Genomic DNA, 25,213 nt, shown 5'->3' with positions numbered 1-25,213 from the left:
GCACAACTGGCTACGAGGTGAGCGGGCATTCTACTCGCTGTGCAGGTTTGCATAAATCGACTCTGCGAGCTTTTTACTGATTCCGGGTGCCTTGGCGATCTCTTCGACGCTGGCCCTGGACAATTCCTGTAACCCACCGAAGTGCTTGAGCAGGTCACGACGTCGGGTCGGCCCTACTCCCGCCACGCCCTCAAGGGTCGAGGTGCGGCGGGTCTTGCCGCGTCGGGCGCGGTGGCCGGTAATCGCGAAGCGGTGGGCTTCGTCGCGTATCTGTTGAATCAGGTGCAGCGCCGGCGAGTCGCCGCGCAGGGTGAACTCGTGGGCAGCATCATTGAGGTAGAGGGTCTCGAAGCCCGCCTTGCGGGTCGTGCCCTTGGCGACGCCGAGCAGGATCAGGTCCGGCACGGCCAGTTCGTTCATGACGTCGCGCGCCATGTTGAGCTGCCCCTTGCCACCATCAACCAGCAGGATGTCCGGCAGCTTGCCCTCGCCGTCCTTGATCTTGCCGAAACGTCGGGTCAGCGCCTGGTGCATCGCCGCATAGTCGTCCCCCGCCGTCACGCCTTCGATATTGTAGCGGCGGTAATCGGACTTGATCGGGCCTTCAGGCCCGAACACCACACAGGAGGCCACGGTGGCCTCGCCGCTGGAATGGCTGATGTCATAGCATTCAAGGCGCTGCGGTGGCTCGTCGAGTTTCAGGACGTCGGCCAGCGCTTCGAAGCGCGCGGCCATGTGCTGACGGTTGGCCAGTCTCGCAGCCAGCGCCTGTTCGGCGTTGGTCACCGCCAGTTGCTGCCAGCGCGCCCGGGTGCCGCGCACGCGGTGGCTGATGGTGATTTCCCGCCCGCGGGACGCATCGATGGCCTCGATCAGCGCGGGGAAGTCTTCGTTGACCACGTTGACGATGACTTCGCTCGGCAGCTCTCGCTCGCCGCCGCCCAGGAAATACTGGGCCAGGAACGCCGACATGACTTCGCCGACCTCCTCCTCGATACCCACCTGCGGGAAGAAGTTCTTGCTGCCCAGCACCCGCCCGCCGCGCACGCTGATCAGGTGCACACAGGCGCCGCCCGGGTTGACGAACGCGGCCACCACATCGACATCGCCGGTGCCGCTTTCCATGCTCTGCTGGTCCTGAACCCGACGCAGCAGGCCGATCTGGTCGCGCAGTTCGGCGGCATGCTCGAAGTTGAGGTCCATCGCCGCCTTTTCCATCAGCGCGTTCAACTCATCGGTCAGCGCATTGCTGCGCCCCTCGAGAAACATCACCGAGTGGCGTACGTCATCGGCGTACACCTGCGGCTCCACGAAGCCGACGCAAGGCGCCTTGCAACGCTTGATCTGGTATTGAAGGCACGGCCGGGTGCGGTTCTTGTAGAAGCTGTCTTCGCACTGGCGCACGTGAAAGGTCTTTTGCAGGATCGCCAGGCTTTCGCGAATCGCTCCCGCGCTCGGGTACGGCCCGAAATAGCGCCCCTTGGCCTTCTTCGCACCGCGGTGGATGCTCAAGCGCGGAAACGGCCCATCGGACAGGTGCACATACGGGTAGGATTTGTCGTCGCGCAGCAGAATGTTGTACGGCGGGCGCGACTCTTTGATGAGCGTCTGCTCCAGCAGCAACGCCTCGGTCTCGTTGGCGGTGATGGTGGTTTCGATCTGGCTGATGCGCCCGACCAGTGCGCTGGTCTTGGGTGCATGGCCGGTCTTGCGGAAGTAGCTGGCAAGACGCTTCTTGAGGTTTTTGGCCTTGCCCACGTAAAGCAGCCGCCCCTCGATATCGAACATGCGATAGACGCCGGGGCGGCCACTGCAGGTGGCGAGAAAGGCACTTGGATCGAACGGTTGGGTCATTTCAGGCGCTGGCATCGACCATGCCGTGACGTACAGCCAGCAAAGCCAGCTCGACATCGCTGCCGATGGATAGCTTCTCGAAGATACGGTAACGGTAGGTGTTCACGGTCTTGGGCGACAGGCACAGCTTGTCGGAGATGGTCTGCACCTTCTGGCAGCCGACAATCATCAGGGCAATCTGGATTTCCCGCTCGGACAGCAGGTCGAACGGCGAATTACTGGTTTGCGGCTGGAAGGACTTGAGCGCCAGCTGCTGGGCGATCTGCGGGCTGATGTAGCGCTGGCCGGCGAACACCAGGCGGATGGCCTGGACCATCTCGGTCAGCCCCGCGCCCTTGGTCATGTAGCCTGCGGCGCCGGCTTGCAGCAATCGGGTGGGGAACGGATCTTCTTCGCAGACCGTCACCGCGACCACCTTGATTTCGGGGTGGCTGCGCAGCATCTTGCGAGTGGCTTCGAGGCCGCCGATGCCTGGCATCTTCACGTCCATCAGCACCACGTCGGGTTTGAGTTCCCGGGCCTTCTTCAGCGATTCCTCGCCCGAATCCGCCTGCCCGACAACCTGCAGACCGTCGATGTCAGCCAGCATTCGCGTGATACCTGTGCGCACCAGATCATGGTCGTCGACAACCAGCACCCTAATCAAGCAAACACCTCACCAAACGATTTATGACGAACGCTCGTCACCTTAGCAAAAAGAAAATGCAGGACCTAGCTCGAAACATTGTTCCAGTGACGAGTTTTCAGAGGCCGTGCGAATGATCTACAACGATGCTGACAAGCTATCATCATCGACCATGAAACTTGCAAAAAATCTTCAAACGTACGCTTGCAGCCAGACAGGACTGTCAGTCCTCCTCTGAAGTGATTTTCTTTTCGGGGCTGTACGTCCCTTTGTATTCGGCCAGGGTCGTGGTCAGGCGCAGGATCGCGTCCCGATCCTCCTTGACCAGCGACCGGTAGCTGCCCAGCACCCACTCCTCCACTTCACTGAGGTTTTCGATGGGCGCAGGCGTGCGCGAACCGGTCAGCACGTACAACACGTCGACGCCTTTGGCAGCCACGGCAGCCAGGTAGTCTGCCTTGGGCGTGCGGTCGCCGCTCTCGTACTTGCCCTGCGCATTGGGCTCCACGCCACCAATTTCTCCGAATGCTCGTTGCGACAGCCCCAAGCGCTCGCGTTCTTCCCTAAGCCGGGCACCAATTCCACTCATTTGAATGCATAACCTTGTTGACCCCATCCTTACGAATGGTAGAATCGAGATAAATTTAAACAGACTTGAACGGTTTTGAACTATGCCCGGAATACGCACCGCAGCACAAGCCAAGGCCTGGCTAGAACAACAAGGTAAATCTGTTCAAGAGTTTGCTCGGGAAAACAGCGTCGATCCGGCAACGACTTATCAGATTCTTTCCGGCCGCAAGAAAGGTCGCAGAGGCGAGTCGCATAAAGTGGCCGTGCTGCTGGGCATGAAAGTCGGCGTGATTCCCGCCGAGCCGATTAAGGATGATGATGCGGCAGAGGCCGTTATTTAACCCTTAGTTGTAAGAAGTTTCTTTAAGAGTTGAAGGCCCATTACTGTCCCGGAGCGCTTCTTCTATCTGTAAGGATGCCGTCTGTTTCGCACGTTCAGCACCACCGACGCGTCTTCACCCCGCCTCCACGGCTCTCTCCATGCAGTAAAGCTCAGCGTCTTCATGCACATGGGCATAGCCCAGCCTGCGGTAGAGCTGTGTCGCCGGGTTGCTTTTGAACACTTTCAGACGAATGTGAGTGCAGCCCCGCTCCCGGGCGATACCTGCGATGCATCGCATCAGCCAGCCGCCCACACCCTCAGCCCGATAGGCTTCTATCAACTGCACGTCACGCAGGTAGAGGTAGCCGCCTTCGATGGTGAACCCCAGAAAACCGATCAGCCGGCCAACCTTGTGCACCCGGTAGCTTTCGCGCTCCGGCCATTGAGCGTCGAAGGCGTCCGGTTGCCAGACCATCCCGTGCCGTGCGTAGTAATCACGCATGTTGACCCGCGTCAGCTCCCGCGCGAACGGCAGGTCATCGTCCGTCGCCGGCTGCAGGCGCAGATCCTCTTCTCGCGCGGTCGCCATGTAAGCCCCTCATCTTCCTTGCGGTGGTGCCATTCTACTGACCGACCGCAGATTGACCAGCCCGGGCCCGGAATAGAGCGGCGCAAGTGTAACTTTTGATGAGGGTCATTGAATTTTCCAATTGAATTAGCGCACCCGCCTGAAGTAAGCTCGGTTTCAACTTACGGAGACAGACCATGTTGCCTTCCACCCTTTCCCAGCCTTGCCGCCCTGCCGACGCCTCGCGTCTGGTAGCGGACACTGCTGTGTGGAACGCGACCGCAGTCTGCTCGCCTGTTTCTTATTTTTATGGGTATTGGTTTAGCCACTGGCGCGCCTGATACCCAAACGGCGCCCACAACCACGGGACGCCAACCAGAGATAACTCTACCCCCGGTCGGCCTCCCGACCGGGGGTTTCGTTTTTCTGGGCCACGTAAAACCTGACTAACGCTTCACACAGAGGATCAAGACATGAACTACAGCACCTATTACCGCAACGACATCGACTTCGCATGGCGATTTAGCAGCCTCCGTTCGGGACAGTCAGCCGCCTCCGACCGGTCACTTGCAGGTGGCAAATCCGTAAATCGAGCCAATACGGCACATTGTCGAACACCCCAGTAGGCCCGCGCGGGACATTGCCCGCCGGCCAGGAAGCCCTGAACATGAATTCGTCCGTCGCTGCAAAAAATCTGTCTGACATGCCGGTCAACACCGTGACCCTGATCGACAGTCACCCTGCCCCACAACGCTTGCCCAGCACCCTGGCGCTGAAAAGCCAGTTGCCGCTGGACGCCGCCCTCACTGCGCAGATCCAGGCCCATCGCCAGTCGGTGCGCGCCATCCTCAACGGTGAAGACTCCCGCCTGCTGGTCGTCGTAGGCCCCTGCTCCATCCATGACCCGCAATCGGCCCTGGAATACGCCGGCCGCCTGGCCGAGCTTGCCACCGAAGTCAGCGACCAGATGCTGCTGGTGATGCGCGCCTATGTCGAAAAGCCCCGCACCACCGTTGGCTGGAAAGGCCTGGCTTACGATCCGCACCTGGACGGCAGCGATGACATGACCGCAGGCCTGACCCTGTCGCGACACCTGATGCGCGAAATGACCCGCCTCGGCCTGCCGATTGCGACCGAGCTGCTGCAACCCATGGCCGCTGGCTACTTCGACGATCTGCTGAGCTGGGTGGCCATCGGCGCACGCACCACCGAATCGCAGATCCACCGGGAAATGGCCAGCGGCCTGCAGATGCCGGTCGGTTTCAAGAACGGTACCGACGGCGGGATTTCCGTCGCTTGCGATGCGATTCGTTCGGCGGCCCATGCCCATCGCCACTTCGGTATCGACCGCCAGGGCCACCCCGCGATCATCGAGACCCAGGGCAACCCGGACACGCACATCGTGCTGCGCGGCGGCCACAACGGCCCGAACTTCGATGCCGCAAGCGTTGCGCAGGTCAATGCAAGCCTGGACAAGAACCGCATCGCGGCGCGCATCATGGTCGATTGCAGCCACGCCAACAGCGGCAAGGACCCTCTGCGTCAGCCTCAGGTGTTCAATGACGTGCTGCAGCAACGCCTGGCGGGCGACCAGACCCTCATCGGCATGATGCTGGAGAGCCACCTGTTCGAAGGCTGCCAGCCGCTGAGTGAGTCGATGCGCTACGGGGTTTCGGTCACCGATGGCTGCCTGGGCTGGGATCGCACCGAACGCCTGTTGCGTGAGGCGGTCAACCAGTTGCGCTACCGTTAACGGCCGTCAGACTGACAAGCCGGAACTTTCTCGGGAAAAGCCTTCCTTAATCCGGTAGGCTCTTTCTTTTTTTTGACAGGAGTAACTCACATGGCCAGAGCTACCGCTCGCCACATCCTTGTTTCCAGTGAAGAAAAGTGCAACGAACTCAAAGCCCAGATCGAAAACGGCGCCGACTTCGCCGAAGTCGCCAAGGCCAACTCCAGCTGCCCTTCCAGCCGCCAGGGCGGTGACCTGGGCTCGTTCGGCCCAGGCCAGATGGTCAAGGAATTCGACACTGTCGTGTTCAGCGCTCCGGTGAACGTCGTGCAGGGTCCGGTGAAGACCCAGTTCGGCTATCACCTGCTGGAAGTGACCAGTCGTCAGGACTGATCCACAGGTCACCCCACAAACGGCCCGCCCTCAAAAGCGGGCCGTTTTTTATTTGGTGCGGCGTATTTCGTTGCTGTATCGATTCCGGCAAAGAATTTGCTTTAACTTTTGTTCGGCCCGCAAGGCCGGTACATTGGCACGATGGTGCAAGCTGTTTATCCGGGCTGCGCTGCCGATGCGTCATGATCCAGCCGTATTGTGCGGTTACAAAGACACAGCCGTTGCGGTACCTTGCCACCACAGGTAACGAATAAAAAATATAGGGACGGGCCGCAATCGCCCGCCCATGACCTCAAACCCTGATGCCCGCAAACGGCGTCAGTCAGGATTCGTGTAATGCGTTTTGTTTTTTCATCGCTGATGGCCGCAACACTGGTCCTGCTTTCAGGTCTGCAACCTCTGTCCGCTGCTCCTCAATATGCCCTGACCGTCTACGGCGAGGCGCCTCGTTACCCTGCCGATTTCAAGCATTTCGACTACGTCAATCCCGATGCCCCAAAAGGCGGCAGCATGCGCCGCTCGGCACAGGAAATCGGGCAGTTCGATCACATCATGCCGTACATCGACAAGGGCACCGGGGTGTCTCAGGTCAACGGCCTGCTGTACTCACCGCTGGCGGTCAAGTCACTGGATGAGCCCTACACCGTCTATGGCCTGATCGCCGAAAAGATGGAGCGCGCCGCCGACGGCATGTCCCTGCGTTTCTACCTCAATCCCAAGGCGAAGTTCTCCGACGGCACCCCGATCACCGCCCAGGACGTGCGCTTCACCTACGATTTGCTGATGACCCAGGGCAGCCTGTCCTATCGCACCGAGTTCGGTGACGTCAAAGGCGTCGAGGTCGAATCGCCGACCCAGATCCGCTTTGACTTCAAGAGCAACGAAAGTCGCACCCTGCCGCTGGACCTGGCCTCCCTGCCGGTGTTTCCGGAGCACTGGTGGAAGGACCGGGATTTCGCCAATGGCGGCGGCTTCGAAGCGCCTGTAGGCAGCGGCCCGTACCGTGTCGGCAAGGTAGACCCGGGGCGCAGCATCACTTTCGAGCGCAACCCCGACTGGTGGGCCAAGGATCTGCCGGTCACCCGGGGGACGTACAACTTCGATCACTTCAGCGTCGAGTACTTCGGTGACACCGACGTCGCCCGGCAGGTGCTGCTCGGTGGCGGCTACGACTACAACCGCGAGTATTCGGCTACTGGCTATTCAGTGCGCTATGACAGCCCTGCGCTGACCGAAGGACGCCTGCAGCGGGCGCATCTGGCCCCGGGCATGGTGCAAAGCTCCCAGGGTTTCGTGTTCAACCTGGACCGGCCCAAGTTCCAGGACCGCCGGGTGCGCCAGGCCCTGGCGATGCTGTGGGATTTCGAGTGGACCAACCGGCAGATGATGCGCAACGTGTACGTGCGCCAGAACAGCTACTTCTCCAACAGCGATCTGGCGGCGACGCAATTGCCGACCGAATCGGAGCTGAAGATCCTCGACCCCCTGCGCGACCAGATCCCGCCAGAGGTCTTCACCACCGTGTTCCACACACCCAAGACCGACGGCACTGGCTTCATTCGCGACAAGCAACTGCAAGCCCTGGCCTTGCTGGAGGAAGCCGGCTGGATGCCCAAGGGCGACAAGCTGGTGAACGCCGAGGGCGAACCGCTCAGCTTCACGTTCCTCAACGGCCAGAGCGGTTTTGAAAAGATCCTGCTGCCCTACAAACGCAACCTGGCACAGATCGGCATCGATTTCGAAATCCGCCGCATCGATTCGGCGCAGTACCTGAACCGGGTCATGGCCCGGGACTACGACATGATCGTGACCGGCTACAGCGTCTCGACCTCACCGGGCATGGAGCTGTACAACAACTTCGGCTCCAAGGTCGCCAAGGACTCGGGCTCCAGCAACTACATGGTGCTGCGCGACCCGGCCATCGACACGCTGATCTACGGCCTGGCCAAGGCCGACAGCAAGCCTGCGATGATCGACTATGCCCATGCGCTGGATCGCGTGCTGCAATGGGGCTTCTACTGGATTCCCAACTACTACCCGCCGGGCTCGTCCACGGTGTGGTGGAACCGCTTTGGCATTCCCAAGGTTCAGGCCAACAACAGCGAGGCCATCGACACCTGGTGGGAGCTAAGCCCCCAGGCCTTGAGCCGTGAGCAATTCGCCCAGCAACGGGGTAACTCGGCGCTACCCTGGGAGGTGAAGTAATGTTTGGCTACCTGATGCGGCGCCTGTTGCTGATCATCCCGACCCTGCTGTGCATCCTGCTGGTGAACTTCTTTATCGTCCAGGCCGCGCCCGGCGGGCCGGTCGAGCAGGCAATCGCCAAGTTGCAAGGTGTGGCGGGCGGTACCATTGGCGCCGGACACACCGAAACCATGAATGTCGGCCAATCCCGCGCCAGCCGCGGGCTGGACCCCAAGCTCATCAAGGAGATCGAGCACCAGTACGGCTTCGACAAACCGCTGCATGAGCGCCTGTGGCTGATGCTGAAGAACTATGCGCGGCTGGATTTCGGCAACAGCTTCTTTCGCGGCGCCAAGGTCACCGACCTGATCCTGCAAAAGATGCCCGTGTCGATATCACTGGGCCTGTGGGCGACGCTGATCACCTATCTGGTGTCGATCCCGCTGGGCATTCGCAAGGCGGTCAAGCACGGCAGTCATTTCGACATCTGGAGCAGCACCGCGATCATCATTGGCTACGCCATGCCCGCATTCCTGTTTGCCATGCTGCTGGTGGTGCTGTTTGCCGGCGGCACCTCGCTGAGCTGGTTTCCGGTGCGTGGGCTGGTGTCGGAAAACTTTGACTCATTGACCACCCTGGGCAAGATCGCCGACTACTTCTGGCACCTGGTGCTGCCGGTCATGTCGTTGGTGATCGGTGGGTTCGCGACGCTGACCATTCTGACCAAGAACTCCTTCCTCAACGAGGTCACCCGCCAGTACGTGATCACCGCCCGAGCCAAGGGCCTGAGCGAGCATCGCGTGCTGTACGGCCATGTATTCCGCAACGCGATGCTGCTGGTGGTGGCGGGCATTCCCCAAGCGTTCATCAGCGTGTTCTTCGCGGGATCGCTGATGATTGAGGTGATCTTCTCCCTCGATGGCCTGGGGCGCATGAGCTATGAAGCGGCCGTTTCCCGGGATTACCCGGTGGTGTTCGGCACGCTGTTCATCTTCACGCTGTTCGGGCTTCTGATCAAACTGGTCGGGGACATCTGCTACACCCTGGTCGACCCCCGAATCGACTTCAGCGCGAGGAATGCATGATGCGCAGGCTGTCTCCGGTGGCTCGCCGACGTTTCGAGCGCTTTCGCAACAACCGCCGTGGCTGGTGGTCGTTGTGGCTGTTCTGTGGGCTGTTCGTCATCAGCCTGTGCGGCGAACTGATCGCCAACGACAAGCCGTTGGTGCTCAGTTACCAACACGAATTGTACTTTCCTGCCTTCAAACGCTACACCGAGGTGGAGTTTGGCGGCCAGTTGCCCTTCCAGCCCGATTACCGCAGCGATTATGTGCGCGAGCTGATTACCAAGGGCGATGGCTGGATGTTGTTCCCGCCGATCCCCTTCAGCGATGACACACCCAACTATGACCTGAACAAGCCAGCTCCCAGTCCGCCCTCGGAAATCAACTGGCTGGGCACCGACGACCAGGCCCGCGACGTGCTGGCGCGGGTCATCTTCGGTTCTCGGGTGTCGATTCTGTTTGCGTTGGCACTGACGGTCATCAGCGCCTTGATCGGCATTGCGGCGGGTGCGCTACAAGGCTATTACGGCGGCTGGGTGGACCTGATCGGCCAGCGGCTGCTGGAGGTCTGGTCCGGCCTGCCGGTGCTGTACCTGCTGATTATTCTTTCGGGGTTCGTCGAGCCCAATTTCTGGTGGCTCCTGGGGATCATGGCGCTGTTCTCGTGGCTGGCGCTGGTCGATGTGGTGCGAGCCGAGTTCCTGCGCGGGCGCAATCTGGAATACGTCAAGGCCGCCCGCGCGTTGGGCCTCGATGACCGCAAAGTGATCATGCGGCACATTCTGCCCAACGCCATGAACGCCACCTTGAGCTACCTGCCGTTCATCCTGACCGGCGCAATCTCGACCCTGACGGCCCTCGATTTCCTCGGCTTCGGCATGCCCGCCGGCAGCGCCTCGCTGGGCGAACTGATCGGTCAGGGCAAGCAGAACCTGCAAGCGCCATGGCTCGGCTTCACGGCATTCTTCACCCTGGCGCTGATTCTGTCGTTGCTGGTGTTCATTGGCGAGGCGTTGCGCGACGCCTTCGACCCGAGGTCCTGACATGTCTGAAAATCTGATTGAAATCCGAGACTTGTCAGTATCTTTTAATGGAAATACTGTCGTCAGGAACCTGAGCCTGGACATCCCCGCTGGCCAGTGTCTGGCGCTGGTTGGCGAGTCCGGCTCGGGCAAGTCCGTGACCGCTCACTCGATCCTGCAACTGTTGCCACAGGCCGGCACTGTCAGCACCGGGAGCATTCGCTATCGTGGCCAGGAGCTGCTCGGCGCTGATGGCAAGCTGATGCGGCGCATCCGTGGCAACCAGATCGCGATGATCTTCCAGGAGCCGATGACCTCGCTGAACCCGCTGCACACGGTGGCCAAGCAGATCGGCGAGACCCTGTTGCTGCACAAGGGCATGAGTGGCAAGGCCGCGCAGGTACGCATTCTCGAATTGCTGGAGCTGGTGGGCATCCAGCACCCCAAGAAGCGCCTGAAGGCCTATCCGCATCAATTGTCGGGTGGGCAGCGGCAACGGGTAATGATTGCCATGGCGCTGGCTTGCGAGCCCGAGTTGCTCATCGCCGACGAACCGACCACGGCGCTCGATGTCACCGTTCAGCGTAAAATTCTGTTGCTGCTCAAGAACTTGCAGCAACGTCTTAACATGTCACTTCTACTCATCAGCCACGACCTCAACCTGGTCCACAGCATTGCCCAGCAAGTCTGCGTGATGCGCGCCGGTGAAATAGTCGAGCAGTCCAATTGCCACACCCTGTTCAAAACCCCGCAACACCCCTACAGCCGCCTGCTGCTTGACGCAGAACCCGCAGGCGAGCCGCTTCCCCGGGATACACGTGAGAAAGTACTTGAAGTCGAAAACCTGCGCGTCTGGTTCTCCCTGGGCGGCGGGATCTTCAATCGCCATCACGAATACCTCAAGGCCGTGGACGATATCAGCCTGAGCATCGAGCGTGGCAAGACCCTGGGCATCGTGGGCGAGTCCGGCTCCGGCAAATCGACACTTGGTCAGGCAATCCTGCGCTTGCTCGAATCGCGTGGCAGTATCCGCTTCAAGGGCCAGTCACTGGACACCCTGAACCAGAAGCAGATGCGCCCCTGGCGCAAGCAGATGCAGGTGGTGTTTCAAGACCCTTATGGCAGTCTCAGCCCGCGCATGTCGGTGGCGCAGATCATCAGCGAGGGGCTGGAAGTCCACAGCGAACTGGACAAGGTGTGCTGTGAGGCCGAAGTGATTCGTGTACTGGAGGAAGTCGGCATCGATCCGTTGAGCCGGCATCGTTACCCCCATGAATTTTCCGGCGGGCAGCGGCAGCGTATCGCCATTGCCCGGGCGTTGGTGCTCAAACCTGCCCTGATCCTGCTCGATGAACCGACGTCCGCACTGGATCGCACCGTGCAGAAACAGGTCGTCGCGCTGTTGCGTCAGTTGCAGGAAAAACACGGCCTGACCTACCTGTTCATCAGCCATGACCTGGCGGTGGTGCGTGCGCTTGCCCATGACCTGATCGTGGTCAAGGACGGCAAGGTGGTCGAGCGCGGCGCCAGCCATGACGTATTCGATGCGCCTCAGCACCCCTATACCAAGGAACTGCTGGCGGCGGCGCACCCGGGCTTCAACTGAGACAGGCATTGAATAACAGCGAAAACCAGCAGTCTGTGCGGCCAGTTGCCGGAGTAACAGGAACTACGGAACAGTGCATGAAAGACAGTGACAGCCTCAAGGATTACCGACGCGTGCGGCGACTGGCGATCCGTTCGCTGTTCGAAATCATCGAGCAGTCCAGTGAAGGTACTGTGATCGGGGACAAGGAAGCGCGGATCGTCTGGATCAACGAGCGATATGCCAGGCGTTTCGGGCTGGAAGATGCCAGCCGTGCGGTCGGTCAGCCCTGTGAGAAAGTGATTCCCGGCAGCCTGCTGCGCCAGGTGGCGAGCAACGGCCAGCCGATCCTGCTGGACATGATGGACACCGCCAAGGACCCGCTGGTGGTGATGCGCCTGCCGATCCACGACGACGTCGGCGGGGTGATCGGCGCCATCGGCTTTGCCCTGTTCGATGAGCTGCACGCGCTGTCGCCGCTGCTCAAGCGTTACCTGAGCATGCAGCAGGAGCTGGCCTCGACCCGCTCGCTTTTACGCCAGCGCCAGGCCAAGTACAGCTTTGCGCATTTCATCGGCACCAGTGCCGCCAGCCTTGAAGTCAAGCGCCGGGCGCGGCGCAGCGCCAGCACGGAATCGCCTGTATTGCTGCTGGGCGAAACCGGCACCGGCAAGGAGCTGTTGGCCCACGCCATCCACAACACGTCGCCACGGGCGCACAAGCCGTTCGTGAGCATCAACAGCGCGGCGATTCCGGAGACCCTGCTTGAAGCCGAGTTTTTCGGCACCGCACCGGGCGCGTTTACCGGCGCGGATCGTCGTGGTCGCCAGGGCAAGCTGCACCTGGCCGAGGGCGGCACGCTGTTTCTCGACGAGATCGGCGACATGCCCCTGCCTTTGCAGAGCAAGTTGTTGCGGGTGTTGCAGGAGAAAGAATACGAACCCGTGGGCTCCAACCAGATGGTCAAGAGCGACGTGCGGTTGATCGCCGCAACCTCCACCGACCTTGAAGCGGCGATCAAGCGCGGCGAGTTCCGCGCTGACCTGTATTACCGCCTCAACGTGCTGCCGATTGCCGTGCCGCCCTTGCGCGAGCGGCTGGATGACCTGCCGGCCCTGAGCGAGGCGATTCTGGAGGAGCTGCGCAGCCAGCATGATCTGACGCCCTCGGGAATGGCAATGCTTGGGCAGCACGCCTGGCCGGGCAACATCCGCGAACTGCGCAATGTGCTGGAGCGCGCCGCCTTGCTCAGTGACGACCCGCACCTTGAAGCCGAGGACATCCGGGCGGCCATCGGCACGCTGGTGCCTGTGGTGAGGACGGCTCCTGTGCTGTCGGCTTCAGCCAGCCAGGAGTCCTACAGCGATGCCCGGCAGCGCTTCGACCGCGATCTGATCCAGACGCGCCTGGCCCAATGCAAGGGCAACGTGGTGCTGGCGGCGCAGCAGTTGGGGCTGGGACGGTCGACGCTTTACAAAAAGATGGCGGCGTTGGGGATTGTTGAGTCTCAATAACGAGACACGTCCACAAAAAGAGACAGCAGTTCAAACGACGTTCCCGTAGCAGCACGGCTTGCCGGCGGGAGCGATCTTGAGAATGTCCCCGCCGGCAAGCCGTGCTGCTACGGGTCGGGTGTCTCAATAATGAGACTTTAACGCACGCCGCTGAGGTTCTCATCTAAAATAATTGATATAAATCAATCACTTAGCCAACTGGCACAAAACTGGCTATACCTCCTGTTACGCGGCTCGACCGCTTCCATAAGAAAAACAACAGGAGACACTCGATGAGTGTGATCATCGCCTTGGCAGCCCTTGCGCTGTTGATGCTTGCTGCTTACCGTGGTTACAGCGTTATTCTCTTTGCCCCCATCGCCGCCCTGGGTGCGGTGCTGCTGACCGACCCTTCCGCCGTGGCCCCGGCCTTCACCGGCGTGTTCATGGACAAGATGGTGGGCTTCGTCAAACTCTACTTCCCCGTGTTCCTGCTCGGCGCCGTGTTCGGCAAGCTGATCGAGCTGTCCGGGTTTTCCCGCTCCATCGTCGCCGCCGCCATCAGGCTCCTGGGCACCCGTCAGGCGATGCTGGTGATCGTGCTGGTCTGCGCCTTGCTCACCTACGGCGGCGTTTCGCTGTTCGTGGTGGTGTTCGCGGTGTACCCCTTTGCCGCCGAGATGTTCCGCCAGAGCGACATCCCCAAGCGCCTGATTCCCGCGACCATCGCCTTGGGTGCGTTCTCCTTCACCATGGACGCCCTGCCCGGCACGCCGCAGATCCAGAACATCATCCCCTCGACCTTCTTCAACACCACCGCCTGGGCCGCGCCCTGGCTGGGCCTGATCGGCACCGCGTTCGTGTTCTGCGCCGGCATGCTGTTCCTCCAGCGCCAGCGCAACAAGGCCCAGCGCGCCGGTGAAGGTTACGGCACCGAACTGCGCAACGAGCCGGAAACCGCCGAGGACATCCGGCTGCCCAACCCCTGGATCGCCCTGGCGCCCTTGCTGTTGGTGGGCGTGATGAACCTGCTGTTCACCCGGTGGATTCCCCAGTGGTACGGCAAGACCCACACCCTGGCGCTGCCGGGCATGGCGGCGCCGGTGCAGACTGAAATCTCCAAGATCACCGCAATCTGGGCCGTTGAAGCAGCTTTGCTGGTGGGCATTGTGTTCGTGCTGCTGTTCGCCTTCGGCGCCGTGAAATCGAAGCTGGCCGAGGGCAGCAAGGGCGCGGTCAGTGGCGCGCTGCTGGCGGCGATGAACACGGCGTCCGAGTACGGCTTCGGCGCGGTGATCGCCTCCCTGCCGGGTTTTCTGGTGCTGGCGGACTGGCTCAAGTCCATTCCCAATCCGCTGGTCAACGAAGCGATCACCGTGACCTTGCTGGCCGGTATCACCGGCTCGGCCTCGGGCGGCATGAGCATCGCGCTGGCGGCGATGTCCGACAGTTTCATCAGCGCCGCCCACGCCGCCAACATTCCGCTGGAGGTCCTGCACCGGGTCGCGGCCATGGCCAGCGGCGGCATGGACACCCTGCCCCACAACGGCGCCGTCATCACGCTGCTGGCGGTCACGGGGCTCACCCACCGCGAGGCGTACAAGGATATCTTCGGTATCACCATCATCAAGACCCTGGCGGTCTTCGTGGTGATCGCCACGTTCTATGCAACCGGCATCGTATGAGGAATCGAACATGAGTCTGCAAGGCAAAACCGCATTGGTCACCGGCTCCACCAGCGGCATTGGGCTGGGCATCGCCCTGACGCTGGCCAAAGCCGGGGCGAACCTGGTGCTCAACGGCTTCGGCGATGCGTCGGCGGTGATCGAGCAGGTCAAGCAGTTCGGTGGCAAGGTCGGCCACCACCCGGCGGACGTCAGCGACGTAGCGCAGATCGCCGACATGATCGCCTATGCCGAGCGCGAGTTTGGCGGCGTGGACATTCTGGTCAACAACGCCGGCATCCAGCACGTCGATGCGGTGGAAGACTTCCCGGTGGAAAGCTGGGACAAGATCATCGCGATCAACCTGTCCTCGGTGTTCCACAGCACCCGCCTGTGCCTGCCGGGCATGAAGGCCAAGGGCTGGGGGCGCATCGTCAACATCGCTTCAGTGCACGGCCTGGTGGGCTCGACCGGCAAGGCGGCCTACGTGGCAGCCAAGCACGGGGTGATCGGGCTGACCAAGGTGGTCGGCCTGGAGACGGCGACCAGCAAAGTGACCTGCAACGCCATCTGCCCCGGCTGGGTGCTGACGCCACTGGTGCAGAAGCAGATCGACGATCGCGGCGCTGAAACCGGCGACCTGGAGCAGGCCAAGCATGACCTGCTGGCCGAAAAACAGCCTTCGCTGGAGTTTGTCACGCCGACGCAGCTGGGTGAGTTGACGCTGTTTCTGTGCAGCGAAGCCGGCGCGCAGGTGCGTGGGGCGGCGTGGAATATCGATGGAGGGTGGCTGGCGCGCTGAGATTGCCTTTGCGGCTGACTCATGCGTAATCCTTGAAATCGCCCCCGCCGGCAAGCCGTGCTGCTACGGTTTCAACGTCGTCCACAACATCGGCGATCACATCGAACCGTCGTAGCAGCACGGCTTGCCGGCGGGGGCGTCCTGGGAGCCGCCATTGCTCTAGGAACCCGGTTCATCCCGCTCGTCCACCAACCCCCAATCCTTCACGTCCACCTGGGCCGCAGGCTGTGGCGCCGGGGGTGGTGTGGTGATGGTGCTCGGGCCGTTTTCGTTGTGCAGCTTCAGGCGCAGGCGCACGTTGTTCGCCGAGTCGGCATTCTTCAGCGCTTCGTCTTCGCTGATCGCCCCTTCGATGGCCAGGTCATACAGCGCATTGTCGAACGTCTGCATGCCCAGGTTCGTGGACTTCTCCATGATGCCCTTGAGTTCGGTCAGCTCGTTGCGGTGAATCAGGTCGCGAATGGTCGGCGTGCCGAGCATCACTTCCACCGCCGCCCGGCGCTTGCCGTCCTTGGTCTTGACCAGCCGCTGGGACACGAACGCCTTGAGGTTGTTGCCCAGATCGTGCAGCAACTGCGGCCGACGCTCTTCGGGGAAGAAGTTGATGATGCGGTCCAGCGCCTGGTTGGCGTTGTTGGCGTGCAGGGTGGAAATCGCCAGGTGGCCGGTGTCGGCGAACGCCAGGGCGTGTTCCATGGTTTCACGGTCGCGGATCTCGCCGATCAGGATCACGTCCGGCGCCTGGCGCAGGGTGTTCTTCAGCGCGGCATGGAAGCTGCGGGTATCGACCCCGACTTCGCGCTGGTTGATGATCGACTTCTTGTGCCGATGGATGAACTCCACCGGGTCCTCGATGGTGATGATATGCCCGCTGGCGTGGCGGTTGCGGTGGTCGATCAACGCCGCAAGCGACGTGGACTTGCCCGAGCCGGTCGCGCCGACGAACAACACCAGCCCGTGTTTTTCCATGACCACGTCCAGCAGCACGGGCGGCAGGTGCAGGTCTTCGAACTTGGGGATGTCGAGCTTGATGTTACGCGCGACGATGGACACCTCGTTGCGCTGCTTGAAGATGTTGATCCGGAAACGCCCGACCCCCGACAGGGAAAACGCCAGGTTCATCTCAAGCTCGCGTTCGAAATCCTGCTTCTGTTCGGCGTCCATGATGCCGTCGGCAATCAGCGCCACGTCGCCAGGCTTGAAGGCCTCGGTGCCCAGGGGCTTGAGCACGCCATTGAACTTGGCGCACGGCGGCGCACCGGTGGAGAGATAGAGATCCGATCCGTCCTGGGTGGCAAGAACCTTCAACAACGCCGGGAAATCCATAAGTCACACCGCACATAAAGGTTTTAAGAAGACTGTAGGTCGACAGCAACGTTCGCGCCCCTAAGACTAGACGCATGCTGCAGGCTCGACGAAAGTGAAGGAAATTACCTGAAATCCCGCCGCAAGGGCATAATGCGCGGCTTTTTTATCGAGGCATTTTCATCATGAAAGCTCAAGCCCGGCACATTCTGGTCAAGACCGCCGAAGAAGCCGAGAAGCTCAAGCAACGCATTGCCCAGGGCGAAGCGTTCGATGTACTGGCAAAGAAGTACTCCACCTGCCCGTCCGGCAAGCGCGGCGGCGACCTGGGCGAGGTGCGCCCCGGCCAGATGGTGTCCGCCATCGATCAGATCATCTTCAAGAAACCGCTGCGCACGGTGCACGGGCCGGTGAAGAGCAAGTTCGGCTACCACCTGGTGCAGGTGTTTTTCCGGGATTGACCCTGCGTGTCGCCTTCGTAGCAGCACGGCTTGCCGGCGGGAGCGGTGTATCAGGCGACCTTTGCGTCACAGGATAATCGCTCCCGCCGGCAAGCCGTGCTGCTACGGGGTAAATCAGGCGGGCATCACGCTGCGTGGAATCAGCGCGCCCGGATGCTGGATCACCAGGCTGGCCAGCCGGTGCCCCGCCTCTGCCGCTTCCTGCGGGCCACCACCACGCAGACGCCTGGCAAGATAACCCGCACTGAACGAATCCCCCGCCGCCGTGGTATCAATCACCTTGCTCACCGGTTGCGCCGCAATTTCATATCGGCGATTGTCGGCGCGCACGAGGCAACTCTGGGCGCCGCGCTTGACCACCACTTCCTTCACACCCATGTCGCGGTAAGCGCTCAGGATCTGCTCGCTGTCGGTGTAGCCGAACAGCGCCTGCTCATCGTCTTCGGTGAGCAAGGCCACATCGACCTCGTGCATGACCGAACGGTACGCCTGGCGGGCCTGATCGACGCTGCGCCACAGACGCGGCCGGTAGTTGTTGTCGAACACCACGCAGGCCCCACGATCCCGGGCGTCGCCCAGGGTCGAGAGCAGCCGCGCCCGTCCGACTTCGCCCAGCACCGCCAGGGTGATGCCGCTGAAGTACAGGACGTCGTATTGCACCAGCGCCTCCAGCACAGCGTCGGCGGACGGCGTGGTGAAACACTCGCGCACCGCCGCCTCGTTGCGCCAGTACAGAAAGCGCCGCTCGCCGTTTTCGTCGGTCTGGATGCAATACAGCCCAGGCAAACGCCCCGGCAAGCGCTGGACCTGACTCAGGCCGATGCCCTCCTCGGTCCAGATCGCACACATGGCATCGCTGAAACTGTCGTCGCCCAGCGCGGTGACGTAATCGACCTGCGCCGCCGAACCCAGCAAGCGCGACAGGTAGACCGCCGTGTTCAGGGTATCGCCACCGAAGCTCTGCTTGAGGGTGCCGTTGGCGTGCTGCTGCAACTCGATCATGCATTCGCCGATCAGCGCCACCCGCGGGTGGCTGTGGCTGACAAGTTCACTCATCGCCCATCTCCGTCAGAAGCAGGTGTCGAAGGATTCGATCACGCTCAGGTCATCACCTACCAGGCAGCCGGTGCGCCATTTATCGAAGGTCAGGCACGGGTGCGAAGTGCCGAAGGAAATGATGTCGCCCACTTTCAGGTCACATCCCGGCGCCACGGTCATGAACGCGTGCTGATCCATCACAGCGGTCACCTTGCAGGCGCTGACATCGTCGCCCACGGCAGGCACCACGCCGGCCTTGTAACGCTTGATCGGGTTCGGCATGCCGGCGTCAAACGCCACGTCACGCTTGCCCAGGGCAATCACCGCAAAGCCGGGCTCGGGCATCGACTGCACGTGCGCCCAGACTTCCATGGCCGGTTGCAGGCCTTCGGAGAGATCCTGACGGCGGTCGAGCACGCAGCATTGCGCCTCTTTGTAGATGCCGTGGTCGTGTACCACATAGCTGCCGGGGCGCAGCACGCCGAGGAAGCGTTCGCGAACCTGCTGCTTGTCGAACTCCTCGGCGATCAGGTCGTACCAGGCCGAGCCCGACGCCGTGACGATCGGGCGATCCAGGGCAAAGGCGCCCTTGTCCTGCAGGGTCACCGCCAGGCGCACCAGGGAGGCTGCGAACGCACGAATCCCGGCGATGGCCTTGTCGCCGTGGATCACGCCTTCGTAACCCTCGATACCGGTGAGTTTCAGGGCCGGTTGCGCGGCGATGGCGTCGGCCAGATCCATGACCTCCTGCTCGGTGCGGCAACCGCAACGGCCACCGACCACGCCGTATTCGATCATCACGTTGAGTTGCACGCCCTTGGAGGCGAAGAACTCACCCAGCGCCTTGACGTTGTCCGGATGGTCCACCATGCAGTGGAAATCGAACTGAGTGTCGGCCAGCATCTGGGCAATGATCGCCATGTTCGGCGCGCCGACCAACTGGTTGGCCATCAGCACACGGCGCACACCGTGGGCATAGGCGGCGCGGGTCTGGGTGGCAGTGGCCAGGGTGATGCCCCATGCGCCTTGCTGCAACTGACGCTGGAACAGCGCCGGCACCATGCTGGTCTTGCCGTGGGGCGCGAGTTCCGCGCCGCTGTCGCTGACGAATTTCTGCATCCAGCGAATGTTGTGTTGCAGTGCCTTGTCGTGAATGACCAGCGCAGGCAGGCTGACATCCCTGACCAGGTGATCGCCAGGCTGGGTGGCGCCTTTTTCCAGTGCGGCAGTGCTCATGTGTAGTCTCCTGAATTCTTGTTCGATGGCGGATCGGGAACCGCGCAGTCTTTGAACCGGTTAATCGTTGACCCGACGGGCCAGGCCGTTGGCGCTGTCGATCAGCACCTTGCGGTAGTGTTCGTAATGGGTCTTGGCGTCCGCCCGGGGCGCGACAATGCACAGGGTCGCGATGCAGATGCCCTGCTTGTCCCTGACCGGTGCGGCGAAACAATGGGTAAAGGTATCGGCGATGCTGTTGAAGGAAAAAAAGCCTTCTTCATGCGCCTTGCGGATCTCGCCGAGAAAGGTCTCGATCGGCAGGCGCTGGCCGTCCGGGAGAATGAAATCGTCTTCGTCGATCAGGTCGATGATCGACTGATCGCTCAGATGCCCCAGCAGCAGGCGGCCCGAGGCCGTCCATGGGATCGGGGCGTCTTCGCCGATGTCCGAGGAAATCCGGAAATGCCGGGCGCCCTCCTTCATCAGCGCGACGGTGTACTTGCGCCCGTTGAGCAGGCACATCTGCGCGGTTTCGCGGGTCTGCTCGACGATTTCGTTCAGGCTGCCTTCAGCCTCACGGGTAAAATCGAAATGCCGCAGATGCGCCTGGCCCAGAAAATACAGCTGGCGCCCCAGGTACACATGGCCCTCCTTGCCCACGGTCTCGAGGATCCGCCGCTCGAGCAGCGAACTGACCAGCTCATAGACCGTCGATTTCGGGCTGCCGATGCCGCTGGCAATTTCATTGGGCCGCAAAGGCGTGCCCTTTTCCTTGAGGAAATCGAGAATCTCGAACGCCCGGTCCAGACCACGTGCCCGGCGTTTGATGGTGTCTTCGGTCATAACAGCAGCTCCAAGCTGAGCGGCGGGGGTGCGTTAAGCACCTTTACCTTGAGAAAAAAGTCGCCAGTTTTTAGCTTCAAGCTACAAGTTTCAAGCCGCACGCGTATCGTCTTGATACACGCGCACAGCTTGAAGCTTGGAGCTTGCGGCTTTCAACTGCTTCATTTCTTCTTGTAGGCGATGCAATCGATCTCGACCTTGCAATCGACCATCATGTTCGCCTGCACGCAGGCGCGCGCCGGGGCGTGCTCGGGCTTGAAGTATTCGCCGAACACCTTGTTGAAGCTCCAGAAGTCACGCGGGTCTTCCAGCCAGACACCCACACGCACCACGTCCTCCAGGCCGTAACCGGCTTCGGTGAGGATCGCGACCAGGTTCTGCATGGTCTGGTGGGTCTGCTCGACGATGCCGCCCACGATGATTTCGCCATCGCGCGCTGGCACCTGGCCGGACACGTGCAGCCAGCCGTCAGCCTCGACTGCGCGGGCGAATGGACGTGGCTGGCCGCCACCTGCGGTGCTACCTGCGCCGTAACGAGTAATGCTCATGAAAGATCTCCTTGGGTTGAGCGGTTAAAAACGAATGTTCTTGAGAAATTCTGCCAGGCGCGCCGACTTCGGCTGCTCGAACAGCGCCTTGGGCGGGCCCTGCTCTTCGATGCGGCCCTGGTTCATGAAGACGATCTGGTCGGACACCTCGTACGCAAAGCGCATTTCGTGGGTGACCAAGAGCATGGTCATGCCCTCTTCGGCCAGGCCCTTGATGACGCTCAGCACCTCGCCGACCAGCTCCGGATCGAGCGCGGACGTCACTTCGTCGAACAGCATCAGGCTTGGGTTCATGGCGATGGCGCGGGCAATGGCCACGCGTTGCTGCTGCCCACCGGACAACTGCCCCGGGTAGTGATTGCGGCGTTCAAGCAGGCCCACGCGCTCCAGCCATTTTTCGGCCAGGGCGACGGCCTGGTCCTTGGGCAGCTTTTTCACCTTGAGCAGGCCCAGGGTGACGTTCTGCAGCGCAGTCAGGTGCGGGAACAGGTTGAACTGCTGGAACGCCATGCCGGTCATCGCCCGGTGCTGGGCGATCACGCGTTCGGGGTGTCGAACGCGCTTGCCGTTGACGTCGCTGTAGCCGATGTCCTGGCCTTCGAGACGAATGTGCCCGCCCTGGAACTCTTCGAGCAGGTTCACGCAGCGCAGCAAGGTGGTCTTGCCCGAGCCGCTGGAACCGATCAGGGTGACGACGTTGCCCTTGTTCATCTTGAGGTCAACGCCCTTGAGCACTTCCACCGGCCCGTAGGATTTGTGCAGCCCTTCGATGCTGAGGAGCGCCGGGGCGGCTTGTGCGGTTTGAGTCAGAGTCATGGCAAGGCCACCCGTTTTTCGATTTGGCGCCCGAGAAGCTCGATGGCGTAATTGATGACGAAGAAGAGGAATCCGGCGAACAGGTAAAACTCGAGGGTCATGAAGTTACGGGCGATGATCTGTTGCGTGCTGAGCAGCAACTCGGCCACCCCGATCACCGACAACAGGGTCGAAGCCTTGACGATTTCCGTGGACGAGTTCACCCAGGTCGGCAGGATCTGGCGCAACGCCTGAGGCAGCAGCACGTAGCTCAGCGACTGGCTGAACGTCAGGCCGATGGCCTTGCCGGCTTCCAGTTGCCCACGGGGAATGGCCTGCAGCGCGCCGCGCACGATTTCCGCGACGTGGGAGCCGCAGAACAGCGTCAGGCCCAGTGCGCCCGCCTTGAACGCGGTGATCTGCCAGCCAAGGGCCGGCGCCATGTAGAAGCACGCCAGCACCAGCACGAAGACCGGTGTGCCGCGAATCAGATCGACGTAGGCGCGAAACGGCAGGCGTGCCCACCACTTGCCATAGGTCAGGATCAGACCGGCGAACATGCCCAGGATCGTACCCAGGACAATCGCCAGGCCCGCACACTGAATGCTGGTCACAAAACCCGCCCACAACGGCTCGCGGGCAATCCACAACTCCTGCAGCCAGCCAGGTTGTTCGTACATATCGGCAGCCTCCTAGCGGCGAATCGCCAAGCGCTGTTCGAGGTAGCGCAAGAGCATGGCGATGAGGTAACAGGCCGCGACATACAACGCCGTGGTCACCAGCCAGGTTTCGATCACCCGGTAGCTTTCGACGTTGATCTTGCGCGCGTAATAAGTGAGTTCCGGCACCGCGATGGCCGCGGCCAGCGAGGTGTCCTTGAACAGCGAGATGAAGTTGTTCGACAGCGCCGGCAGCACGTTGCGCAGCATCACCGGAACGATGATGTACGCCCGCACCTGCCATTCACCCAGGCCGATGGCCAGGCCCGCTTCGCGCTGGCCCTTGTGGATGCTGAGCAGGCCTGCGCGAAACACTTCGGTCAGGTAGGCCCCGGCGTAGACCGACAGGGTCACGATGAACGACGGAATCTTGTCCAGGCGAATACCAAGGCTCGGCAAGGCGAAGTAGATCAGCAGGATCAGCACCAGGATCGGCGTGTTGCGAATCACGGTGACATACACCGACGCGACGATGCGCAGCGCGCGGTACTTTGACAGCATCGCAAACGCAGCCATCAGGCCGATCACGCAGCCGATGGCGATGGAAATCAGGGCCAGTTCAAGGCCCAGGCCCAGCCCCGCCAGCAGGCTGGGGAAATCCCGCCAGACTGCCGCAAAGTTCAACTGATAATTCATGGTCAAAAGTACCTGGGACAGGAAGGCGCCACGGCCCTCTCTGCCCCGTCAGTTGCAGGTTGCGTTACTTGTATTCCATCGGGAAGCCAATGGCTGGAGTCGGCAGGTCAACGCCGAACCACTTCTTGAAGGACTCCGCATACGCCGGGAATTCCACACCGGTCATGGCTTCATGCAGCGCGGTGTTGACGAAGTTCAGCCAGTCTTGGTCGCCACGTTTGACGGCGCAGGCGTAGGTCTGCGGGCTCCAGGCGAAGGCCGGGGAACGATAACGGCCAGGGTTCTGCACCATCAGGTATTTGACCGAAGACTGGTCGGTGGCGGCCGCGTCGGCGCGACCGGAGTTGATGGCCTGGTACATCAGATCGACGCTGTCGTACTGGTCAACTTTGGCCTTGGGCAGCGCCTGATGCACCAGCTCCTCGGCATAGACGTTTTGCAGCACCGCGACAGTGACGCCCTCGCCCGCGCCTTTCAGGTCGTCGATTTCCTTGTACTTGCTGTTGTTCGGCAGCAACAGCGCCACGCCCTCGCGGTAGTACGGCAGGGTGAACGCAACCTGTTGCGCGCGGCTGGCAGTGACGGTGATGAACTGGCAGCTCATGTCGACCTTGTCGGTCAGCAGGTTGGGAATCCGCGCATCGGACGATTGCACCACGAATTCGACTTTCGACGGGTCGTTGAACAAACCCTTTGCGACGATGCGCGCAATGTCGATATCAAAGCCCTGCAATTTGCCGTCGGCACCCTGGAAGTGCCAAGGCGCGTTGGTGCTGCCGGTGCCCACGACCAGATGGCCGCGCTGCAAGACGCTGTCAAGTTTGCTGTCTGCCGCCTGCGCCACAGAAACGCAGGTGGCCGCAGCCGCCAGAACAAACGCAAAAGCTTTCACAAATGAGGGTCCGCGATGCATGGGAGAAGCTCCGTCGAGTCGTTATTAATTCCGCTATAGCGGAACCTAGTTTGTAACAACGGAATGAATAGCAGGAAGTGTGCCACAGAATCGGCAAAAAGAAAGGGCCGGGAAAAAGCTCGCGAGATCAATGAGCTAGAGTTGAAATGCCATCATCGGCAGTCTTAGGAGCCGCCCGCTGCCCGCTACTGAAGGCCACATCCACGGGTAACGCGGCCCCAGTGTTGTGCGTAAAGCCCCACAATCGCGCATCAGGAGCGCCATGCGCTCAAGCCTGGGAAAGGTTGATCGACCGTTTGTCACCGGGCGCGGGACATTGACATGCCCATGAGGGCCTAAGACCAGGTAATGCCTCTGTTCAAAGGAGACGCATCATGAACACGCACACATTGGCAAGCCTGTTCCTGGCAGGCCTGCTGAGCATGAGCCCTGCCCTGAGCCTGGCGGGGTCAACCTCGGCCGCAGACGCCGGCGGCTCGGCCCTGCCGCCCGGGATCAACCCGACCACACCGGCAGGCGGAAACGGCGGTGATGCCGATGGCCTGGAGAAAAAACCGGCCAACCCGCAAGCGCCCGGCAAAGAGAAGAAGGCGGCCCCGTCCAAGAGCAATGAAAAGCCCGCCTCCACCGTGCACAAGAAATCAACTGCGCCCAAACAATAAGTTCAACTCCTGGGTAGGGTTCACATATGAACTTTGTGTGAACCCGCACCCGCTCGGGCTCCCGCTGCCCTAAGATGGAATCAGACGCGTAAAGAATGGAATAACAACAAGGGAACGTTGGCACCGTAAATGCTTCAAAGGTTTATGAAGTTTTTGTGACAAGGCTGTGACTATGTACAGTCATTGCGCTTCTCACA

At 61.3% G+C, this 25,213-nt stretch carries 25 protein-coding genes; 12 read left to right on the top strand and 13 right to left on the bottom strand.

The features are described 5' to 3' along the window. Positions 1 to 30 precede the first annotated feature (30 nt). The 3 genes from uvrC to ACIPO9_RS05710 form a co-directional block, all read right to left on the bottom strand. Positions 31 to 1,854 carry an excinuclease ABC subunit UvrC gene (gene uvrC, locus ACIPO9_RS05720; RefSeq protein WP_274131139.1) on the bottom strand — a complete coding sequence of 608 codons (1,824 nt, stop codon included), beginning with the start codon at positions 1,852 to 1,854 and terminating at the stop codon, positions 31 to 33. Between the two features lies 1 nt (position 1,855). After that, positions 1,856 to 2,500 carry a UvrY/SirA/GacA family response regulator transcription factor gene (gene uvrY, locus ACIPO9_RS05715; protein WP_274130916.1) on the bottom strand — a complete coding sequence of 215 codons (645 nt, stop codon included), beginning with the start codon at positions 2,498 to 2,500 and terminating at the stop codon, positions 1,856 to 1,858. Positions 2,501 to 2,702: 202 nt separating this feature from the next. After that, positions 2,703 to 3,068, bottom strand: coding sequence for a helix-turn-helix domain-containing protein (locus tag ACIPO9_RS05710; protein ID WP_274130915.1), 366 nt, complete (start codon positions 3,066 to 3,068; stop codon positions 2,703 to 2,705). 82 nt (positions 3,069 to 3,150) lie between these two features. Between ACIPO9_RS05710 and ACIPO9_RS05705 the strand changes: the two genes are divergently transcribed. Beyond that, positions 3,151 to 3,390: a DNA-binding protein gene (locus ACIPO9_RS05705; RefSeq protein WP_274130914.1), complete on the top strand. Its 240-nt coding sequence runs from the start codon at positions 3,151 to 3,153 to the stop codon at positions 3,388 to 3,390. A 114-nt stretch (positions 3,391 to 3,504) separates the two neighbouring features. On the opposite strand, the gene ACIPO9_RS05700 is transcribed toward ACIPO9_RS05705, so the two are convergent. Further along, positions 3,505 to 3,960, bottom strand: coding sequence for a GNAT family N-acetyltransferase (locus ACIPO9_RS05700; RefSeq protein ID WP_400779291.1), 456 nt, complete (start codon positions 3,958 to 3,960; stop codon positions 3,505 to 3,507). 646 nt (positions 3,961 to 4,606) lie between these two features. Here ACIPO9_RS05700 and ACIPO9_RS05695 point away from each other — a divergent pair. From ACIPO9_RS05695 to ACIPO9_RS05655, 9 genes are all read left to right on the top strand, one after another. Then, on the top strand, positions 4,607 to 5,692 hold the full coding sequence (locus ACIPO9_RS05695; protein WP_400779289.1) for a 3-deoxy-7-phosphoheptulonate synthase: 1,086 nt from the start codon (positions 4,607 to 4,609) through the stop codon (positions 5,690 to 5,692). 90 nt (positions 5,693 to 5,782) lie between these two features. After that, the gene (locus tag ACIPO9_RS05690; protein WP_274130911.1) at positions 5,783 to 6,064 is read left to right on the top strand and encodes a peptidylprolyl isomerase; all 282 of its coding nucleotides are present in this window, start codon (positions 5,783 to 5,785) and stop codon (positions 6,062 to 6,064) included. Positions 6,065 to 6,400: 336 nt separating this feature from the next. After that, on the top strand, positions 6,401 to 8,269 hold the full coding sequence (locus ACIPO9_RS05685) for an extracellular solute-binding protein (RefSeq protein ID WP_400779287.1): 1,869 nt from the start codon (positions 6,401 to 6,403) through the stop codon (positions 8,267 to 8,269). After that, positions 8,269 to 9,333, top strand: coding sequence for a microcin C ABC transporter permease YejB (locus ACIPO9_RS05680; protein ID WP_274130909.1), 1,065 nt, complete (start codon positions 8,269 to 8,271; stop codon positions 9,331 to 9,333). The genes ACIPO9_RS05685 and ACIPO9_RS05680 overlap by 1 nt, the downstream gene beginning before the upstream one ends. Next, positions 9,333 to 10,355 carry an ABC transporter permease gene (locus tag ACIPO9_RS05675; protein ID WP_400606974.1) on the top strand — a complete coding sequence of 341 codons (1,023 nt, stop codon included), beginning with the start codon at positions 9,333 to 9,335 and terminating at the stop codon, positions 10,353 to 10,355. Before ACIPO9_RS05680 ends, ACIPO9_RS05675 begins: the two co-directional genes overlap by 1 nt. A 1-nt stretch (position 10,356) precedes the next feature. Then, on the top strand, positions 10,357 to 11,940 hold the full coding sequence (locus ACIPO9_RS05670; protein WP_400779285.1) for an ABC transporter ATP-binding protein: 1,584 nt from the start codon (positions 10,357 to 10,359) through the stop codon (positions 11,938 to 11,940). A 77-nt stretch (positions 11,941 to 12,017) separates the two neighbouring features. Then, entirely contained in the window at positions 12,018 to 13,433 is a 1,416-nt protein-coding gene (locus ACIPO9_RS05665; RefSeq protein ID WP_400779284.1) for a sigma-54 interaction domain-containing protein, read from the top strand. 272 nt (positions 13,434 to 13,705) lie between these two features. Then, positions 13,706 to 15,097, top strand: a complete 1,392-nt coding sequence (locus tag ACIPO9_RS05660; RefSeq protein WP_400779282.1) for a GntP family permease — start codon at positions 13,706 to 13,708, stop codon at positions 15,095 to 15,097. 10 nt (positions 15,098 to 15,107) lie between these two features. Then, on the top strand, positions 15,108 to 15,878 hold the full coding sequence (locus tag ACIPO9_RS05655) for a 3-hydroxybutyrate dehydrogenase (protein WP_400779280.1): 771 nt from the start codon (positions 15,108 to 15,110) through the stop codon (positions 15,876 to 15,878). Positions 15,879 to 16,037: 159 nt separating this feature from the next. Here ACIPO9_RS05655 and ACIPO9_RS05650 read toward each other — a convergent pair whose 3' ends face one another. Next, positions 16,038 to 17,204, bottom strand: coding sequence for a PilT/PilU family type 4a pilus ATPase (locus ACIPO9_RS05650; RefSeq protein WP_274130903.1), 1,167 nt, complete (start codon positions 17,202 to 17,204; stop codon positions 16,038 to 16,040). A 164-nt stretch (positions 17,205 to 17,368) separates the two neighbouring features. Between ACIPO9_RS05650 and ACIPO9_RS05645 the strand changes: the two genes are divergently transcribed. After that, positions 17,369 to 17,644: a peptidylprolyl isomerase gene (locus ACIPO9_RS05645; RefSeq protein ID WP_400606984.1), complete on the top strand. Its 276-nt coding sequence runs from the start codon at positions 17,369 to 17,371 to the stop codon at positions 17,642 to 17,644. 114 nt (positions 17,645 to 17,758) lie between these two features. Here ACIPO9_RS05645 and ACIPO9_RS05640 read toward each other — a convergent pair whose 3' ends face one another. The 8 genes from ACIPO9_RS05640 to ACIPO9_RS05605 form a co-directional block, all read right to left on the bottom strand. Beyond that, a complete protein-coding gene (locus ACIPO9_RS05640) occupies positions 17,759 to 18,700 on the bottom strand; it encodes a sugar kinase (protein WP_274130901.1) in 942 nt (313 codons plus the stop codon). Positions 18,701 to 18,712: 12 nt separating this feature from the next. Then, positions 18,713 to 19,918, bottom strand: coding sequence for an amino acid deaminase (locus ACIPO9_RS05635; RefSeq protein WP_400606988.1), 1,206 nt, complete (start codon positions 19,916 to 19,918; stop codon positions 18,713 to 18,715). Positions 19,919 to 19,978: 60 nt separating this feature from the next. Next, positions 19,979 to 20,743 carry an IclR family transcriptional regulator gene (locus tag ACIPO9_RS05630; protein WP_400779278.1) on the bottom strand — a complete coding sequence of 255 codons (765 nt, stop codon included), beginning with the start codon at positions 20,741 to 20,743 and terminating at the stop codon, positions 19,979 to 19,981. Between the two features lie 161 nt (positions 20,744 to 20,904). Next, positions 20,905 to 21,291 (bottom strand): RidA family protein, encoded by a 387-nt coding sequence (locus tag ACIPO9_RS05625; RefSeq protein WP_400606992.1) that lies wholly within the window; start codon positions 21,289 to 21,291, stop codon positions 20,905 to 20,907. Positions 21,292 to 21,315: 24 nt separating this feature from the next. After that, on the bottom strand, positions 21,316 to 22,107 hold the full coding sequence (locus ACIPO9_RS05620) for an amino acid ABC transporter ATP-binding protein (RefSeq protein WP_400779276.1): 792 nt from the start codon (positions 22,105 to 22,107) through the stop codon (positions 21,316 to 21,318). Continuing rightward, positions 22,104 to 22,766, bottom strand: coding sequence for an amino acid ABC transporter permease (locus tag ACIPO9_RS05615; RefSeq protein ID WP_400779275.1), 663 nt, complete (start codon positions 22,764 to 22,766; stop codon positions 22,104 to 22,106). The genes ACIPO9_RS05620 and ACIPO9_RS05615 overlap by 4 nt, the downstream gene beginning before the upstream one ends. A 12-nt stretch (positions 22,767 to 22,778) precedes the next feature. Next, on the bottom strand, positions 22,779 to 23,441 hold the full coding sequence (locus ACIPO9_RS05610; RefSeq protein WP_274134630.1) for an amino acid ABC transporter permease: 663 nt from the start codon (positions 23,439 to 23,441) through the stop codon (positions 22,779 to 22,781). Positions 23,442 to 23,505: 64 nt separating this feature from the next. Then, positions 23,506 to 24,354: a transporter substrate-binding domain-containing protein gene (locus ACIPO9_RS05605; RefSeq protein WP_274134632.1), complete on the bottom strand. Its 849-nt coding sequence runs from the start codon at positions 24,352 to 24,354 to the stop codon at positions 23,506 to 23,508. A 374-nt stretch (positions 24,355 to 24,728) separates the two neighbouring features. Here ACIPO9_RS05605 and ACIPO9_RS05600 point away from each other — a divergent pair, with 374 nt between their 5' ends. Next, positions 24,729 to 25,016, top strand: coding sequence for a hypothetical protein (locus ACIPO9_RS05600; protein ID WP_400779273.1), 288 nt, complete (start codon positions 24,729 to 24,731; stop codon positions 25,014 to 25,016). The last annotated feature ends 197 nt before the right edge of the window (positions 25,017 to 25,213 follow it).

It is taken from the genome of Pseudomonas sp. NPDC090203 (assembly GCF_044746765.1).
Lineage (GTDB): Bacteria > Pseudomonadota > Gammaproteobacteria > Pseudomonadales > Pseudomonadaceae > Aquipseudomonas > Aquipseudomonas putida_AD.
The sequence above is the reverse complement of the archived record's forward strand: the minus strand, read 5'-3'. Positions and strand labels throughout refer to the sequence as shown.

Coding starts and splice junctions, on each gene's coding strand:
- uvrC (WP_274131139.1), bottom strand. CDS start 1,854: ATGACCCAACCGTTCGATCCAAGTGCCTTTCTCGCCACCTGCAGTGGC.
- ACIPO9_RS05710 (WP_274130915.1), bottom strand. CDS start 3,068: ATGAGTGGAATTGGTGCCCGGCTTAGGGAAGAACGCGAGCGCTTGGGG.
- ACIPO9_RS05705 (WP_274130914.1), top strand. CDS start 3,151: ATGCCCGGAATACGCACCGCAGCACAAGCCAAGGCCTGGCTAGAACAA.
- ACIPO9_RS05700 (WP_400779291.1), bottom strand. CDS start 3,960: ATGGCGACCGCGCGAGAAGAGGATCTGCGCCTGCAGCCGGCGACGGAC.
- ACIPO9_RS05695 (WP_400779289.1), top strand. CDS start 4,607: ATGAATTCGTCCGTCGCTGCAAAAAATCTGTCTGACATGCCGGTCAAC.
- ACIPO9_RS05690 (WP_274130911.1), top strand. CDS start 5,783: ATGGCCAGAGCTACCGCTCGCCACATCCTTGTTTCCAGTGAAGAAAAG.
- ACIPO9_RS05685 (WP_400779287.1), top strand. CDS start 6,401: ATGCGTTTTGTTTTTTCATCGCTGATGGCCGCAACACTGGTCCTGCTT.
- ACIPO9_RS05680 (WP_274130909.1), top strand. CDS start 8,269: ATGTTTGGCTACCTGATGCGGCGCCTGTTGCTGATCATCCCGACCCTG.
- ACIPO9_RS05675 (WP_400606974.1), top strand. CDS start 9,333: ATGCGCAGGCTGTCTCCGGTGGCTCGCCGACGTTTCGAGCGCTTTCGC.
- ACIPO9_RS05670 (WP_400779285.1), top strand. CDS start 10,357: ATGTCTGAAAATCTGATTGAAATCCGAGACTTGTCAGTATCTTTTAAT.
- ACIPO9_RS05665 (WP_400779284.1), top strand. CDS start 12,018: ATGAAAGACAGTGACAGCCTCAAGGATTACCGACGCGTGCGGCGACTG.
- ACIPO9_RS05660 (WP_400779282.1), top strand. CDS start 13,706: ATGAGTGTGATCATCGCCTTGGCAGCCCTTGCGCTGTTGATGCTTGCT.
- ACIPO9_RS05655 (WP_400779280.1), top strand. CDS start 15,108: ATGAGTCTGCAAGGCAAAACCGCATTGGTCACCGGCTCCACCAGCGGC.
- ACIPO9_RS05650 (WP_274130903.1), bottom strand. CDS start 17,204: ATGGATTTCCCGGCGTTGTTGAAGGTTCTTGCCACCCAGGACGGATCG.
- ACIPO9_RS05645 (WP_400606984.1), top strand. CDS start 17,369: ATGAAAGCTCAAGCCCGGCACATTCTGGTCAAGACCGCCGAAGAAGCC.
- ACIPO9_RS05640 (WP_274130901.1), bottom strand. CDS start 18,700: ATGAGTGAACTTGTCAGCCACAGCCACCCGCGGGTGGCGCTGATCGGC.
- ACIPO9_RS05635 (WP_400606988.1), bottom strand. CDS start 19,918: ATGAGCACTGCCGCACTGGAAAAAGGCGCCACCCAGCCTGGCGATCAC.
- ACIPO9_RS05630 (WP_400779278.1), bottom strand. CDS start 20,743: ATGACCGAAGACACCATCAAACGCCGGGCACGTGGTCTGGACCGGGCG.
- ACIPO9_RS05625 (WP_400606992.1), bottom strand. CDS start 21,291: ATGAGCATTACTCGTTACGGCGCAGGTAGCACCGCAGGTGGCGGCCAG.
- ACIPO9_RS05620 (WP_400779276.1), bottom strand. CDS start 22,107: ATGACTCTGACTCAAACCGCACAAGCCGCCCCGGCGCTCCTCAGCATC.
- ACIPO9_RS05615 (WP_400779275.1), bottom strand. CDS start 22,766: ATGTACGAACAACCTGGCTGGCTGCAGGAGTTGTGGATTGCCCGCGAG.
- ACIPO9_RS05610 (WP_274134630.1), bottom strand. CDS start 23,441: ATGAATTATCAGTTGAACTTTGCGGCAGTCTGGCGGGATTTCCCCAGC.
- ACIPO9_RS05605 (WP_274134632.1), bottom strand. CDS start 24,354: ATGCATCGCGGACCCTCATTTGTGAAAGCTTTTGCGTTTGTTCTGGCG.
- ACIPO9_RS05600 (WP_400779273.1), top strand. CDS start 24,729: ATGAACACGCACACATTGGCAAGCCTGTTCCTGGCAGGCCTGCTGAGC.